This is a genomic window from Chloroflexus aurantiacus J-10-fl (assembly GCF_000018865.1).
GTDB classification, from domain to species: domain Bacteria; phylum Chloroflexota; class Chloroflexia; order Chloroflexales; family Chloroflexaceae; genus Chloroflexus; species Chloroflexus aurantiacus.
Genome location: NC_010175.1, coordinates 2,346,774 through 2,362,982, shown reverse-complemented (window position 1 = coordinate 2,362,982; position 16,209 = coordinate 2,346,774). Strand labels below are relative to the sequence as shown.

The window sequence follows — 16,209 nt, the reverse complement described above, 5'->3', positions numbered from 1 at the left end:
CGGCATGTCGGTATGGAAACGAGCAGCGCTGCGGCCATCTACACTTGATTGGTTGCCTTGCCCGCTCATCATGCGCGTGGCGCGACGTTTGGAGTGCGGCAGCCATGCTGCCGTAGCAGCCGTGCTCACGATCTGACTCGTATCATGCTATGCACCCTGCCAGTCACTAAGATGATGTGTGTCCTCGTCACGATCATCCTGTCGGTAATTTAATCCAAGTTGCCACCTATGATTGTGAGCAGACCACGGAGGCTGACTGCCAGGATGAACAGCCTGACGTTGCCCGCAACACCATGTGGCGTAACCGCATGAGCGATGTGGGTAGCATTCGGTTCCCATGGACATGCTACGTCACACCTCACGGGAGCAACCCCGGTTATCCACATCCTCGGTGTCCTTCGTGTCTCTGTGGTGATAAAGGTGGCAACTTGGGTTATGCCGGGCAAATTCCCTCACCCACTAACCTTCAACAACCGCAGCACCTCTCGATAGGCCGGCAATGACGGCTGCGCACCTTCACGGGTGACTGCCAGCGCACCGGCTGCGTTTCCCCAACGTACAGCCTCCTGCGGCGATTTGCCGCTGGCGCTGGCAACGCAGAAAGCAGCAACAAACGCATCACCCGCCGCCACCGTATCGACAACCGGTACCTCGAACGCCGGCTCGTGGATGATCTGATCGGCTTCGGCCAGGACCGCGCCGGCTTCAGCCAGGGTAACCACCACATTGCGAGCACCACGTTGTTGCAGATAGCGAATTGCGGTGCGCAGATCGGCTTCACCTTCGGCAAGGGCTTGCAATTCAAGCTGATTGGGAATGAGGAAATCAACCAGCGCCAACAGATCAACCGGTAACGGACGGGCCGGGGCCGGATTTAACACCACCGGAACACCGTGATGATGAGCCAGGCGGGCCGCCGCAATCACGACCTCAAGCGGACATTCAAGTTGCATCAACAGCATATCAGCCGTGGCCAGCACCGACTCTGCACGTAGCACATCCGCTTCCGTTACCTGCATATTCGCACCCGGCGCGACAACTATCGTATTTTGACCGTGAGAGTCAATGGTAATCAGCGCAACACCGGTAGGTGCCGTCGGGTCACGCTGGACAAAGGTGGTATCGACGCCGTGCTCTTGGGCTGTCGCCAGCAGGGTATGACCGAACGCATCTACTCCCACCCGCCCGACAAGGTGAACACGTGCTCCCAACCGGGCTGCGGCCACCGCCTGATTTGCCCCTTTACCACCCGGAAAGGTTTGAAAATCACTACCAATAACCGTCTCTCCCGGTTGTGGATGGCGTGGTGCGCGCACTACCAGATCCATGTTCAGGCTACCGACAACCACAATCGTAGGAGTCATAGATGTGCTCCCTCAGACGTTCATCAACGAAGGCTCAGGTCAACATCATAGCAAATGTTGCCGGGAATGGTAATGGCGGGACCGGCAAACAATTCGGTTTGTCCTGCCCACCATCAGACAATGCGGACTCATAGCTATTCTATCTATCCAATCGGAATCACGCGCCTGACTGTTTCCTGGGAGCGCGAGCCTCCGACGCGCCTATCACTGGCAATCGCCCGCCATGCCTGCTTCCGAAGGTGTATCGCAACCCTGACCTGCATCGGCAATTCTTGCCCCAGCGGGGGCGGGTGGAGATGGGGCCAGTTGCAGCGCACTGCGCTCTTCAAGACTTTGCCTGCAATTCAAGCAAACGACCGCCAGCAAGGTGTTCTAGCCGGTGAATGACCCGATCACCGCCCAGCATCAATTGAGCTAGTGCCTGATGCGGCAGTGCAATCAAATCCATCTGAGTAACAGCCACAACACTGGCAACCGGCGGGGTATTGCGAAGAAACTCCATCTCGCCAAAAAACTCGGTCGGCCCCAGACGGGCAATCAAACGAGCCGGTCCCCGTGGTCCTTGCGGCGTCTCTTCCTGCCGTAACACGGCTGCCTGACCATGTGCGATCACGTAGAGTTTTCCGCCAGGGCGACCCTGACGGATGATCACCTGACGTGCATCAACAGTTATCCGTTCGGCCTGCCGGGCCAACTCGCGCAATTGGGCCCGTGACAGGTCACTGAGCAACGGAACTCGTTCGAGTAGACGCATGCGGGCCAATAGTTCAGCCCCCTCAGCAGTGTGTGGTGCCGCTTCACGCAACATTCGTTGCAACTCACCTGCCGGTAAATAGAGGAGTTCGCTCTCGATAGTAGCCCGATATTCACACTGCGTCACCTCTGGCCCTTGCAGCTCACCGAAATAGTCGCCACGGTGCAATTCACGCACCCGATCACCATCACGCTCCAGAATCTCGCCCGTCTCAATCACCCAGATGCCATCTGGTGGTTCGCCGGCGCGCAGGATTAGTTCGCCGGCGCCAACCCGTTGCGGCACAAAGGCCGCAGCCAGCGCTTGCAGCTCCTGGTCATCGCAGGCCACGAATAACTCAATCTGGCGCAGCAATCGCATACGCGCCTCACGAGCATCGCCAAAAGCACGTGAAATATCCTTTGCCCACGGCATATGGGGCAGACAATGGCGTTCAAGTGCCTCCCGCTCTGGCCACGGCAGTGCATCATACGCTTTTACGAGCGCCTGTCGGGCGAAGGTGCGACCGGCAAGCTGTTCCAGCGTCTTTATCGCATAGCGCAAGACCTCGGCATAACGGGTGCCCTGCACATCGAGCGGTTGTTCCATCACCACCGGGCTGATCCGTACCTGATCGCGATCAAATGTGATCTCCCAGTTGGCAGTTGCCGCCAGCACATCCATCCGATTGTCTAGTGCAGTCGTGCGCTGAATACCATAATTGTTACGGAGTAACCGGTATAGTCCAACATAGACATGGCGAAAGCCATCCTGCAAGCGGACACGTTCACCCAGCGCCGGCTCCAACGGCCAGCTTAACTCATGCAGGCTAATATTACGCAGTGTGACCAGATGCGTTGCCCAGGCTGCTGCCCACAAACCTGCGGCCAAAACCAGCAGGGTCAAGGCTGGTGGTGTATTGCGCCACATTGGCAGCAATTCGAGCAAATAGCTGCCAATCTGAACCAGAATACCAAACCAGAGCAGCAACCAGCTCCAGAAGAGGCGGGCATCGCGTAAACTAATCAAGAGTGGTAACAGCAATGCCTGTCCGATCAACCCGCTGTACACCGGAACCGCAGCAATCAATGCCCACCATGGGCTGTACTCTGGGTGCGTCTGGCGAATCAGTTCGGCGGCAAGTGCACCGGCTGGAAAGGCAATGGTAAGCAGTAACGCACTGGCGATCAGTTCACCGCTGCGCTGCTGATGCAGATCAACATCAAGGAGAGCGACAAACCCCGCGAACAACAACAACGCATAGCCCACAACCTCCATTCCTGACCAGAGACGGGCCGCTGCCGGCGCGATGAGATAGCCTGCCTGTGCGATCAGTTCGATAACACTTATCAATAAAAAACTGGCCAGTGCCCGATTGATCCAGGCTCCCTCGTAATCACGTTGTAGATACCACTGCACCACCACAGCGGCTATCCAGAGCGAGGTGAGAAGAACGCCAATCTCCAGACTCAACCCAAAGCGTAGTGGGAGAAGACCGACCATCAGCGCCAGTAAGCCAAATGCACCGGCAACGATCAATGGATTACGGGCATAACCACGTCGATTCAGCCAGGCAGCGCCGGCTCGCACTGCTCCCCAACCGATCAAGCCAACACCGATCAGTAATGGCCCAATGACCAGGACAACGAGTGCGATTGCCAGCAGACGCCCGATCAAACCGCCGGCCCACAGGTTACTGAGCATACCGGCAAACTGTCGCTGCCAGAACAGAATCGCCATCACGACGGCTACCGCCGTGTAAACCGCACTTAACAGCCCATAACCGGCAAAAATCCGCTCTTCACGATTCAACGCGACCCCGGAACGCAACTTTTGCCAGAATGGCCCACTGATAAATGCCAGTGCCCGCTTACGCAGATTGGGCAGGCGCAAGGCGTCAACCAGGATAAAGTAACCATCAAGTTCGAGCAGTGGATTGAAATTGAAGAGCGCCGTGAGATATGAAGCGGTTGCAATCCGGTGCATCCATACTCCACCGATTGTTTCGGGTGCTAAGACAGCAATAATCGCAGCAAGCGAACCGACCAGCAAGTCACATAGCGGCCCTGCCAGCGACACGAGAATACGGGCATTGCGTGGGGCCAGCCAGATGTCACTGGTATCAACAAAAGCCGCCGGCATCCCGAAGTAGAGCATAATCCCGGCTCGCGATACCTGACGACCGAAATGTTTGACCGTCAGGCCATGGGCGATCTCGTGCAACGTAAGGGTCACAAACAACGCCACACCCAACAACAAAACGTCGAGGGCAAACGATTCATTGCTGATCAGTTCAATCTGCGTACCCGGCAAAAAGTAGCAAAGCAACCCAATCACGCAGATAATGCCGAGCAATATCGCAAACACACGATTGAAGAGCCACCGTCCGCCCCAACGGTATAGCAATTCAAACACACCATCAGTATGCGACAGGGTAAACGTATGGCCATGGGTAAGGCGTAAAAGACGCTGCCCCCAGCCTTCAGCCGTATGCTGTTCGAGGCGAGCGCGTATGTGTCGATAGATGCCAACCGGGCGATCAACGAGAAATCCCTGTGTCCGTAACGTCTCGACCAGTCCGGCAACCGGCAACAACTGTTTGAAGCGCACAAAACCCATCATCGCCAACTGCGCGATGGTTTGCGTGCCATCCATCGCCTGCCAGATTTCACGTTCGGTAGGGCTGAGCCGCAGGTAGTGTCCGCCCGGACTGCGTAACACCGTCACCTGCTGGTCACCCTCGTGGACGGTCTCCTCGATCACTCCATCGATGCGCTGCGGTCGGTATTGCACCGGATCAGCGCGCTGGCGGAGAATACTCCATACCCCACCTTCCCCGGCAGGCGTGGAGTGTAGCCGACGTTGCAAACTCTGGTATAACAAACGCCGCTGCGCAGAAGGTGTAGTTATCTGCTCTTCTATGGCTGTCCAGAGGCGATGATGAGAATTCAACAATGGTGTCATACAACTGCTCACGATGAGATGTCATCGTTATAAACGAGCAAGAAATATCGCATTCTCATCATAACAGGTATGTCCAGGATTGCCGACTCTTGGGTTAATGTGTATGTTGCAGAGAAGACAGGAGATAGAAAATAGGAAACAGGAACGATAGCCACAGGTAAGTGAGGACAATCTCAACGCCTGAACTATACCGCCATTGACAATGCTTGACGCCTGATCTGCACGTCGGCTACAATGATGACCCTGACAATTGGAGTTAGCCGCAAGGGAGCACATCATGACCACACACACTGAAACGGCACGGTTGCCAACCGATTACATGCCGGGCCCGGTTCCTGGCCCACGAGCGCAGGAGCTGGTGGCTCGCGATCACACTGTAATTGCCCCACTCGGACGGGTGTACCCCCTGGTGATTGACCATGCGCAGGGCTGCGAGGTCTGGGATGTCGATGGCAATCGCTTCCTCGATATGAATGCAGGCATTGCAGTTTTGGCTGCCGGTCATTGCCATCCGCGTCTGATCCAGGTTGCCCAGGAACAGCTTCAACGCTTCACCCACATGGCAGGCACCGACTTCTACAACGAACCAATGGTGCGCGCTGCCGAGAAGCTGGTCTCACTGATGCCCGGCGGCAAGGACTGGCAGGTTTTTTTCACGAACAGTGGCACGGAAGCAGTTGAAGCCAGTATTAAACTGGCCCGTTATGCAACCGGTCGCCAGAACATTATTGCCTTTTACGGCGCATTTCACGGTCGCAGCTACGGCAGCCTTTCGCTCACCGCGTCCAAACCACGCCAGCGCCAGGGGTTCTTCCCGCTGCTACCCGGCGTCAGCCATACCTACTATCCCAATTGTTACCGCTGCCCGATCAATCTTCGTTTTCCAGAGTGTGACATTGCCTGTCTTGATCTGATCGAGCGCACGTTGTTCAAGACCACAACCCCCCCGGAAGAAGTTGCCGCCATCATTATCGAGCCGATCCAGGGTGAGGGTGGCTATGTAGTGCCGCCTCCCGGAGCGCTGGCTCGTCTGCGCTCGATCTGTGATCGTTACGGCATTCTGCTCATCGTTGATGAGGTGCAGAGTGGTGTGGGTCGTACCGGTAAGATGTGGGCTTTTGAACACGAGGGTATTGTGCCCGATATTGTGGCTTCGGCCAAGGGACTGGGCGGTGGTTTACCGCTGGGTGCCATGATCGCCCGCAGCGAGCTGGCCCGCAAATGGCAACCCGGTTCGCATGGCAATACGTATGGCGGGAATGGTCTGACCTGTGCGGTCGCGTATGAACTGCTCACGATGGTTGAAGAGGAGTTGATGGACAATGCCGCCACGGTTGGTGCCTATCTCCTCGAACAACTGCAAGCCCTTCAGCAGCGATTCCCGCAGATCGGAGCAGTACGCGGGCGCGGCCTGATGATCGGTGTCGAGTTTGTCGATAGTCAGGGCAATCCCGCCGGTGCGCTGGCCGAGGCAGTGATGGTCGAGAGTTTTCGCAAAGGACTGCTGGTACTCACCTGCGGTGCCTCAACAATCCGCTTCTGCCCACCATTGACCCTGACGAAAGCTCAGGCCGACGAGGCCGTAGCCCGGTTTGCACTGGCAATTGAAGCCTGTCTGACTGCGTAGCCTGGGCAGAAGGAGGGCAACCCGCGGTACATGTGGGTTGCCCCGTATGCAAAAATAAGCTGGTGGCAACGCCCTCATCCCGGGTTAGATGATGCACATTTTGCGCGACAGCGGTATACTAAGAGTAGAGATGTAGAGCCTATCCCAAAACGCTACCGGAGCGGGTAAAGTATAGTTATCTGCTGATCGACTTGAAAGACTTGTAGTAAGATCAGCAACACTATTGGTAATAGTTAAAACGATACTGTCAGACACGAGTGACAGGTCTCGCGCATGACCTCACCTGGAACAACAAATCCGCCAGTCATCTTTGGCCGTTATCAGGTCCACGAGGCGCTCGGAGAGACACGCCTCGCGGTGGTGTACAAAGCAACCGATTTGCGGCTTCAGCGACAGGTATTTGTGCATCTGTTACGAAAGTCTCTGCTCGGTAATGAACAGAAGCGGCAGCAGTTTCTCGCTGAAGCGGCCCAAAGTGCCCGCCGATCCCACCCCGTCTTCCTGGAAGTGTTCGACAGCGGTGAAAGCAATGGTCGCCCCTTCCTGATTACCGAAGCCGCCGAAGGCCGTCCACTGTACGGAATTGGTGCCTTAAGCGTTGCCCAGGCTCTTAGCATTGTGCGCCAGGTGGCCGATGCTATTGCGCTCTGTCAGCGCCAACGTTCAGCCGAACTCCCGCTGGGATTGTATCATCCCCCCATTAGCAGCGCGAACCTGTTACTTGTCGGTGATAATCAGGTCAAACTCGTCGAGAGCTGGCTCCTTGCACCTGCCCTGGTACCCGCCGATCTGGCCTACTATCGGGCACCCGAATTAAGCACCGGTCAGACAGCCCAGCCGGCAAGTGTGGTCTATGCATTGGGCATCTTACTCTTTGAACTGATTACCGGCCAGCGACCGATCCGCGGTGAGGATGCCAAAACAACTGCACTGGCCCACCTCACGCAATCGGTTCCTTCGTTGTCACAGGTACGCCCGACAATGCACGTACCTTCACTTGACGATCTTATTGCCCAGGCGACCGCTCGCGAACCAGGGCAACGCTTCGCCGATGCCCAGGTGTTTGGCTCTGCTATCAACAATCTCTGGCATCAGTTGACCGTGCCTACGCGCCGACTCGCTGTGAACCGACCAGAAGTGGCACAGGTTGCATTGCCGGTACCAGAACGAACAGCAGCGCCGGTCGGCAGTACCAACCCTGCTCGCACACCGGCTCCTTCGCGCTCGCAAGACCTGCGTGACCGCTTCAGCCAGGCTATAACCGCTGCCTTCGACATTGATCAATTTCGCCGCCAGGATCGGCGGCGTAGCCTGACCGGCTGGCTTATCATGATATTGCTGTTACTCGCCGTTGCCTTTGGATCGTATTGGGCAGTAACCTGGGCCTTTGATCGCTTGAATCTAAGTGCGCCACGCCTGCCGGAATTACCCGCATGGCAGTGGCCCGATCTGAACCTTGCCGACCAAAACACCCAGGAACTATACGTCGTAAATATCAATGAGGGCTTAAATTTACGTTCTGCACCAGATACTCGACCGGAGACAATCATGATGGTTGTCCCCAACGGCACGGTCGTGCGTAAGCTGGAAGGCCCGGTGATGGCCGATAATATTCCATGGTTAAAAGTGCAGTTTGAACTCAACGGCCAGGTGATTGAAGGCTGGATGTCAATGAACTATCTGCGTCGACAGCAGTAAGTTCCAGCAGCGTTGAAGCGTAGTTTAATCGTGGTATGATAGGAGGCGGTGTGGAGCAGGAAGCGGAGAAGCGCGAATTGCTCGGTGAACGGGTAAAAATTCGTCCATGGCGACGAGCCGACACATTGATGCAAGAGCGCTGGCCGCGTTATAGTGAACCGTTCAGTTCCTTGTGGAATATCCCGCGTCCATATCAGGCTGATCGCGATGATCAGTTTTGGACAGGTGCAACTGAGGCGTGGGCCATTGAGTTGAGGTCAGGAACGTTGATCGGTCGCTTATCGTTACGTGAAATTGATCGCCAACGTCAGTCGGCACGGTTAGGTATTTCCCTGGCCCAGCCGTATGTTGGTCAGGGTTTCGGTGGGGAAGCACTGCGCCTCTTCCTGGCCTACTACTTTGGCTCGCTTGGTTACCAGCGTATGGTTCTCGATGTGGCGGCTTTCAATCGACGGGCAGTGCGCTGCTATCAGCGATTGGGTTTTGTTGGTTTAGGCAGCGAATGGCGCCATGTTGGTAATGAGCCAGTGTTACGCTTGTTAGATGAAGAACAGTATCAACACTTGCGCCCTTATTTTCGGCGCAATCGCTTCGATGCACAGGTTGAGTTTTACGAGATGGAATTAACCCGCGAGGCGTGGCTAGCCGCCGGTGGTGCGCTTATTTAAGAGGGAATCATGTCACTCATCGCCGGAAATCTTGCAATCGTCCAACGTTTACTCGACGGCGATCAGATAGCCTGGGCAGTTATCGGTGGAGCAGCAGCTCATGTGTATGGTGACCGCCGTCCTCTGAATGACGTAGATATTTTGGTGCAACGACAGGCATTGTCGCGGATCGTCAATCTATTGCAGCAATCCCATAAAGCGGTGCAATCTGATGGTTCGCGCGTGATCTGGCGTGGTATCAAAGTCTTTGAGGACCTTAGCGTGCGGCGATCCGGAACCAGTCATCCATTCTGGCTTGACGATCTCATGCAGGAACGACGGCGTCGTGCGCCACTCCTCGGTGCCCAGGTATTTCTGGCTGCGCCCGAAGATATTGTGGCCCACAAATTGTTATTACAGCGTGGGCCTGAACAGGGTAAGCACGATACGCAGGATGCGGCTGGGATCATCCGGCGTCACCAGCTTGATATAGATTATCTGATTATGCGTCTCCAACGCATGAACGCACTCGATATCGTTCGCCCCCGTCTCCTCGATTTCGGGATTACCATACCGTAGCATCGAGATGTCAGTTCAAACGAGAAGAGGCGGTATGGCGTAACCATACCGCCTCTTCGCCTTTGTCGAGGGTGTCCTTAGTTCCTGTTCAACCCCCAAACAAAGAAACGGCAAAAGCACTACCTTCGCCGTTTCTTCCTCTACACAGTTACTTCGATAAGCTTGTATCAATTGGCCTGACAGCGCGCACAACGGCCAAAGAGCTGCAAGAGATGCCCCTCCACGCTAAAGCCAGTTTCAGCCGCAACCCGATTCAGCAAATTATCGAGATCGCACCCTTCAAAGCTGGTGACCGCACCGCACCTGGTACAGACCAGGTGGTGAAGATGACCAGGATGGCAAGGTACATACCCCTCTTCGCCGACCGGCCCATGAATACGGGCCAACCAGCCACTGGCGTGAAGTTGTTCAATGGTGCGATAAACAGTTGCCCGGCCAGGAGTTTCACTGTGCGTACACAGATCGGCGTAAAGCTGTTCGGCACTGAAAGGAGCACGGTATGACGCAATCGTTTCAATCACCCGCATGCGAGGAAGCGTAATGCGCAAACCGGTACGCTGCCATGCTGCCCGAACACTATTGAGCCAGGCCTGTGTATCAAGCGACGGTTGGGGTGATGAGGAAGCATTTGTGGTCATAGTGCTTTGCATCCAGGTGCAACGCTCTCAGCAAGTGCGTCGCACCACTGTTGTTAGCGCGTATACGATGGACATAGGGCGGCCACAAGGGCCGCCCCAACAGGCGTTACACCACGGTGCGTTAGCGCGTATGCGATGGAGCAACCGGCAAGAGGGCCAGGTGACGTGCTCGCTTAATCGCAACCGCCAGACGGCGCTGCATCTTAGCCGAGACGCCGGTACGGCGACGGGGGAGAATCTTGCCTTGCGCCGTCAGGTACTTCTGCAAGCGCTTGACATCCTTGTAGTCCGGGACGATGCCCAGCTTGGTGAATTCACACTCGCGGCGGCGCGAACGAGGCCGACCTGAAGCTCGCGAACGACTCATTGATTGTCTCTCTCCTTATATCTTTCGACGCGACATATTTGTTTTAAGCCGTCTTCTAGTATACCATATCTTGACCGATCAGTGCGCAAAGACGCCGGCTGCCTAAACCACTAGCCTGGGACGCTGCGTATGCCATTCGGTCAGGCGCTGGTAGGCATCACCTACCCGTAGCAGCGTGGCCTCATCGAAGGGGCGTCCGATCAGTTGCAGGCCTACCGGCAGCCCCTCACTGAAACCGCATGGGACGACCAGCGCCGGTACACCGGCCAGGTTGATCGGCAACGTACAGACATCGCTCAGATACATTGCCAGCGGATCGTTAATCTTCTGACCAATCGGAAAGGCAACGGTTGGCGAGGTCGGTGCTGCCAACAGGTCGACCTGCGTAAACACCTGCTCAAAGTCGCGCTTGATTAACGTGCGCACCTGCTGGGCCCGTCGATAATAGGCATCGTAATACCCTGCGGAGAGAGCATAGGTACCGAGCATGATGCGACGCCGAACTTCGGGACCAAATCCCTGACCACGGGTCTGTTCGATCTGCTCCCACATCGTTTCACCCTCGGCCCGGAAGCCGTAGCGCACGCCGTCGAAGCGGGCCAGGTTGGCACTGGCTTCGGCGGGGGCAATGATGTAGTAGGTGGGCAACGCATATCTGGTGTGTGGCAACGAAACATCGACCAGGATCGCACCCAGATCGCGCAACACCTCGATAGCGGTACGGGTAGCCGACTCGACACCAGGCTCCATCCCTTCAACAAAATATTCACGGGGAATACCGATCCGCAACCCGCGAATGTCACCGGTCAGAGCTGTGGTGTAATCGGGAGTGTCAATGGGAGCACTGGTACCATCACGTGGATCATGGCCGGCAATGACGTTGAGCAGTACCGCCAGATCGGCAACTGTCCAGGCCATTGGCCCGATTTGATCGAGTGACGATCCATAGGCAATGAGACCGTAACGGCTGACCCGGCCATACGTCGGCTTGAGACCGCTGATCCCACAGAGCGCAGCCGGTTGGCGAATCGAGCCGCCAGTATCGGTCCCCAGGGTTGCCGGCACCTGCCCGGCAGCGACTGCTGCCGCGCTACCACCACTGCTCCCGCCTGGGACCCTGGTTGGGTCCCACGGGTTGGTGGTAATCTGATAGGCACTATTCTCGGTGCTCGAACCCATAGCAAACTCATCGCAGTTGAGTTTACCGACCAGAACGGCCCCCGCCGCAACAAGGCGCTCGATCACTGTGGCATTGTACGGGGGGCGAAAACCGGCCAGAATCCGTGAGCCGGCAGTCGTCGGAACGCCATCGGTGCAGATAACATCTTTGATCGCGATGGGAATGCCGTCGAGCGGTCCAAGTGAGCGTCCTTGTTGCCGCCGCTCATCGGCAGCCCGTGCCGCAGCCAGGGCTGCATCTGGTGTGAGATGAAGAAAGGCACGGATTGTCGGTTCAGTAGCGTTGATCCGGGCCAGACAGGCTTCAGTAAGTTCCACCGCCGTGATGTCGCCGGCAGCGAGTGCTGCTTGTGCAGCAGTGACGGTGAGATGGTGTAGTTCAGTCATATCGCCTCCAGTGGAGTCGTGGCGCATAGTCGCTCTATTGTACCAGACTTCGCCCAGGCAGAGAGAGGGTCCATCAGGCTACTGAACAGGACGATCTGCGAAAATCTTGTATCAAATCAAATCCGTTAGCTTGTAGGGGCGACGCATGCGTCGCCCCTACGGCCTCGGTAATACTTCAACATGAAGAACACACCTGAACGATACACCGCTGGACTCCAGTAGGGGCACGGCATGCCGTGCCCCTACGGCCTACGTAGACGACAACTAACCGACTCGCCGGTGACATACCTGGCAATGCCTCAGCACGAGGATCACACCTGAACGATGCACATTGTTGAGTAAGATTTGGTCTTATGCATGCAACAATGCGTGTCCAGCATCTCATCCACTGCTCCGCCTGACTGAAGGAGACCCGGCTTACCTGACCAACAGTGGCTGAGTGTACTCACTCATAAATCATTCCTGTACCCTGCATTACTGCCTAAAGCTATTTCGTCCATCCACAGCGCAATTACGATGGGACATCGTTCTCGCGCACTCATGCACGTGTAGCGTAGTCTGACGCGTGGAAGTACGCTATCCACGTCCTCTACACCGGTTACTCTTCAGTTTACGGGTACAACATGTGTTCTCATCACGATCATCTGGCCTGTCAATGACGAACATGTGTCAGGGGGAAACCCTGCGGCTGCATGGTCACTCATCCACCATCTGTGCAGGATCGGGAGTCCAGGTTGAAGCCAGTGCCCCCTGGGAGCGTGCGCCTCTGGCGCGCTCATAGAGGATCGGTAACCCTTCCTAAAGCCGGTACTCCCCCTGGGAGCGCGCCAGAGGCGCGCTTCCCACCTGATACGCGCAGGATCGGGGGTCCGCACCGAAGCCGGTGCTACCCAACAATTGGTACTCAAGTTAACCAAATTTGTACTGGCTTCAGCAGCCACAACGATGTAGGATGTAGTAGCATGAACTCATAGTGAGAATCTGACACCTGTAACCAGCGCATTATGGAGGATCGAGTCGGTCACGCTATAAAAGGTGTCACGATTGGTATCACGACCTGCACAACGTCACTCCAAAGCTGATACCGGAATCAGGTAATGTGTCCGCTACGATGTCACCAATAGCGAGAACGACTTTGAGGATACCGGGGTGATATGGTATATCGCCTGTAGTGGAGCAGCAACGCATGGTGACTCTCGTGTACCAGACTTCGACCCGGCGGGTTGCGTACTGGCTGCGCCGGCTTTCAATACTCTTCTGCCTCATGTTGCTGATGACTGCCTGGCCGGCACAATCCGGTGCTGCGCACGATGAGCCATCAGCAACTCTGGCAAATCTGGTTTGCTTCGATGCGACTGAGGACGCGGCTATTGATCGCTCGCCATCCTCCTCCCCCTGGCGACCACTGCGAAACGAGGTCAGTTTTACCACGGCGGCTGCCCGCGTCTTTTCACCACCCCAGGCCATCTTTCTGGTCGAGGATGACGATGGCGACGGTGATGGTGGCATCGATGTTGATGCCTTCGGGCAACGATTTTCAATACCACCAACTACCGAACAGATAATTGGTTCATTACGGTACCGGATTGTGCCGGATGCCCTCGGCCCAAACGATAGTGTGACCATTTCGCTCAATCTACCCGATGACCCTACACCTGCCGGACGTGTCTTTGCCGTGGATATTCCGCTCAGTGGCCGGGCCGATGGTAACTGGCGCAGCTTCACCTGGGCAGCCACCGACGTGGCATCGCTGGTCGATCAAGGCGCTGCGCGGTTGCAGATCACGATGCGCGGCGTCAATGACGGTACCGCACTCGCGCTTTCGTTCGATGACATTGAAGCCCAGGTATGCACACGCACACTGGCGACCCTGGGTGGTCGGGTCAGCCAGCTCAACCGGGACACAGCCGATCTGAGCGATGTGCAGGTTCTTCTGGTACGCTCCGACACGAACGGTCAGACGGTTGTTGCCACCGCCGATGTAGCCCCTGCCGATGATGGGTTTCGCTATCAGTTCGATGTGCCGCCGCTCGCGGACGGAGAAAGGTATCAGGTCTGGTTTGTCAATCAGCCGTTGAGTGGGAGTCGAGATCAGCGTCGTCTTGGCCTCCTGGCCGGTCCGGTTGTTAGCGAACTGGCCGCCGGTGAAGAGATTCTCGACCTCGACCTGGAGCTTAGTTCACCGCGCCTGCTTGATCCACAACCTGGTGCCCGCCTGGTGCTGCGCGAGGACAGTCCGGTGCGTCTCTCCATCGAACCGCGAGGCAGCGAAGACGAGTTGTATCAGATTTGTCTCTACGATCCGGTGGTGATTGTCCCGGAAACCGGCTTACCACCGCAATTGTGCAGTCCACTGCTCACCGCGGATGAACCGTACATTGATCTCGTGCCGGCCAGTTTTGCCACCTTCCCCCTGCGCTACGGCCATCCGTATCGCTGGTACGCTATCGTTCACGACAATCGCGGCACAGAGCAGTTGCCCGCCTACGGTTACAGCTTTGCCGAACGGACGATCACATTTCTGCCTGAACCTCCTTCGCTGCCGGTGCGACCGGTCGATGATGAGGGATTGCCGGATGGTCTGCCGTCGGCGAGCTGGACGGTGTTGATCTACGTTGCGGCTGATAATGCACTCGGCGATCCATTGCGCACTAGTGCTGTTGCACGCCCGGATTTCGAACTAGAGCGCCTGCGCTCATTGGCGACGACCTATCCCAATCTTTCGATTGTGACCTTCTACGACGGTTATGGGAGTACCGGTGGTCAGATGTGTGCCTTGCGTGGCAGTGCCGTTGATTGCCGGAACCGATTAGAGCCAAACAGTGCCGATCCGGCGACTCTGCGCGAATTTGTTAGATTTGGCCTGACCGAATTTCCGGCTACTCGCACTATGCTGGTGCTCGTTGGCCCGGCTCACCCGGCACTCGGTTTTGGCAGTGATGAGTCGGTCGCGAATATACCGGCCATGACGATGGCCGATCTCGGTACGGCGCTGACCAATGCCACCACAGCCGCAGCGAAACGCCTCGATCTGATCCTGATGCAGGCCCCTCTCACGGCCAATCTGAACACAGCACTGGCCCTGGCCCCGGCGGCTGATTATCTGGTTGCACCACCCGGACAAATCTGGCGCACCGCCTGGCTCAACCGCGTGTTGAATCGGCTAAACGCGACTAACAACACGCCGCGGGAGGTTGCGATTGATCTGCCGGCATTGTACGGCAACGCCGTGCGGGCCGATGGTGTTTTGCGTGAATATGCGCTGACGGCCCTTGACCTTGCGCGTGCTGATGAAGTGAAGGCGGCACGCGATGCGCTGGCGGTTGAATTAACACGTGTCCTCAATGAGCGCGCCGCCATAATGCAATTGTTGCTGATGGATGTGCGTGCCGGCAGTACAGCCTATGATAGCTCAGGAAATGGGCTGATCAATGCAATGCGGGACTCACTTGGAGAGCGCTTCCCGGCACCGGAAGATGCCTTTATCGATCTCGGTGATTTTGCGACAGCTCTGGCTAATGCACCAGCGCTACAGGCCGCCGATCTGGCGGCAGCCCGTACTGCGACCCTGAACCTGCGAAATGCCCTTGGTGGAAGTACACCACTGGTCATAGCCACCCGCCGCCTGGCAAACGGACAGGTCGGGCTACCAGAGTTACCCATCGGCGCTGGTCTGGCCGAATTGTTCCCTCACCACGCTCTCTTGGGCACCCAACCGCTGCTGGTCGAATATCTGCTGTATCGCGGCCAGAACGATGACTGGAGCGCCTTTGTTCGTCAATACCTGGCAACAGATCGACCAGTCGGCATTGGCGGCGTCACTGATGTCCCGACCGGCGGCACGCCGTTCCCGCTCATTACCGGACTACCACTGGCGTATGATCGCTATCTACCCATCGTTGCCCGCTGACCATTGCACTAAACAGTGCGACACAGGGAGTCCTGCACGCTCTCTACAGAGGTAGGCGCAGGCGTTGACTGCACCTACCCTACTCTGTAGGATGGAATAAATCATCTCCCGCCCCT

The 16,209-nt window shown here is 56.7% G+C and carries 10 protein-coding genes; 5 read left to right on the top strand and 5 right to left on the bottom strand.

Annotated features, from left to right (window positions below):
- Positions 1-452 precede the first annotated feature (452 nt).
- On the bottom strand, positions 453-1,364 hold the full coding sequence (gene rbsK / locus CAUR_RS09015) for a ribokinase (RefSeq protein ID WP_012257591.1): 912 nt from the start codon (positions 1,362-1,364) through the stop codon (positions 453-455).
- Between the two features lie 325 nt (positions 1,365-1,689).
- Complete coding sequence (locus tag CAUR_RS09010; RefSeq protein ID WP_012257590.1) at positions 1,690-5,061, bottom strand: cyclic nucleotide-binding domain-containing protein; 3,372 nt, start codon at positions 5,059-5,061, stop codon at positions 1,690-1,692.
- 277 nt (positions 5,062-5,338) lie between these two features.
- Between CAUR_RS09010 and CAUR_RS09005 the strand changes: the two genes are divergently transcribed.
- The 4 genes from CAUR_RS09005 to CAUR_RS08990 all read left to right on the top strand — a co-directional run bounded on the left by CAUR_RS09005 (position 5,339) and on the right by CAUR_RS08990 (position 9,612).
- Positions 5,339-6,688, top strand: a complete 1,350-nt coding sequence (locus tag CAUR_RS09005; RefSeq protein WP_012257589.1) for an acetyl ornithine aminotransferase family protein — start codon at positions 5,339-5,341, stop codon at positions 6,686-6,688.
- Positions 6,689-6,961: 273 nt separating this feature from the next.
- Positions 6,962-8,386 (top strand): serine/threonine protein kinase, encoded by a 1,425-nt coding sequence (locus CAUR_RS09000; protein ID WP_012257588.1) that lies wholly within the window; start codon positions 6,962-6,964, stop codon positions 8,384-8,386.
- 50 nt (positions 8,387-8,436) lie between these two features.
- A complete protein-coding gene (locus tag CAUR_RS08995; protein WP_015909109.1) occupies positions 8,437-9,054 on the top strand; it encodes a GNAT family N-acetyltransferase in 618 nt (205 codons plus the stop codon).
- Between the two features lie 9 nt (positions 9,055-9,063).
- On the top strand, positions 9,064-9,612 hold the full coding sequence (locus CAUR_RS08990; protein ID WP_012257586.1) for a nucleotidyltransferase family protein: 549 nt from the start codon (positions 9,064-9,066) through the stop codon (positions 9,610-9,612).
- 167 nt (positions 9,613-9,779) lie between these two features.
- On the opposite strand, the gene CAUR_RS08985 is transcribed toward CAUR_RS08990, so the two are convergent.
- From CAUR_RS08985 to gatA, 3 genes are all read right to left on the bottom strand, one after another.
- On the bottom strand, positions 9,780-10,250 hold the full coding sequence (locus CAUR_RS08985) for a Fur family transcriptional regulator (RefSeq protein ID WP_015909108.1): 471 nt from the start codon (positions 10,248-10,250) through the stop codon (positions 9,780-9,782).
- Between the two features lie 121 nt (positions 10,251-10,371).
- On the bottom strand, positions 10,372-10,617 hold the full coding sequence (rpsR, locus tag CAUR_RS08980) for a 30S ribosomal protein S18 (protein WP_012257584.1): 246 nt from the start codon (positions 10,615-10,617) through the stop codon (positions 10,372-10,374).
- Positions 10,618-10,719: 102 nt separating this feature from the next.
- Positions 10,720-12,183 (bottom strand): Asp-tRNA(Asn)/Glu-tRNA(Gln) amidotransferase subunit GatA, encoded by a 1,464-nt coding sequence (gatA, locus tag CAUR_RS08975; RefSeq protein WP_012257583.1) that lies wholly within the window; start codon positions 12,181-12,183, stop codon positions 10,720-10,722.
- 1,186 nt (positions 12,184-13,369) lie between these two features.
- Between gatA and CAUR_RS08970 the strand changes: the two genes are divergently transcribed.
- On the top strand, positions 13,370-16,093 hold the full coding sequence (locus CAUR_RS08970; RefSeq protein ID WP_012257582.1) for a clostripain-related cysteine peptidase: 2,724 nt from the start codon (positions 13,370-13,372) through the stop codon (positions 16,091-16,093).
- Positions 16,094-16,209: the final 116 nt, after the last annotated feature.

What these genes read in the sequence shown, in the direction of transcription:
- CAUR_RS09000 (WP_012257588.1), top strand. Translation starts at nt 6,962, where the DNA reads ATGACCTCACCTGGAACAACAAATCCGCCAGTCATCTTTGGCCGTTAT.
- CAUR_RS08990 (WP_012257586.1), top strand. Translation starts at nt 9,064, where the DNA reads ATGTCACTCATCGCCGGAAATCTTGCAATCGTCCAACGTTTACTCGAC.
- CAUR_RS09005 (WP_012257589.1), top strand. Translation starts at nt 5,339, where the DNA reads ATGACCACACACACTGAAACGGCACGGTTGCCAACCGATTACATGCCG.
- rbsK (WP_012257591.1), bottom strand. Translation starts at nt 1,364, where the DNA reads ATGACTCCTACGATTGTGGTTGTCGGTAGCCTGAACATGGATCTGGTA.
- gatA (WP_012257583.1), bottom strand. Translation starts at nt 12,183, where the DNA reads ATGACTGAACTACACCATCTCACCGTCACTGCTGCACAAGCAGCACTC.
- rpsR (WP_012257584.1), bottom strand. Translation starts at nt 10,617, where the DNA reads ATGAGTCGTTCGCGAGCTTCAGGTCGGCCTCGTTCGCGCCGCCGCGAG.
- CAUR_RS09010 (WP_012257590.1), bottom strand. Translation starts at nt 5,061, where the DNA reads ATGACACCATTGTTGAATTCTCATCATCGCCTCTGGACAGCCATAGAA.
- CAUR_RS08985 (WP_015909108.1), bottom strand. Translation starts at nt 10,250, where the DNA reads ATGACCACAAATGCTTCCTCATCACCCCAACCGTCGCTTGATACACAG.
- CAUR_RS08970 (WP_012257582.1), top strand. Translation starts at nt 13,370, where the DNA reads ATGGTGACTCTCGTGTACCAGACTTCGACCCGGCGGGTTGCGTACTGG.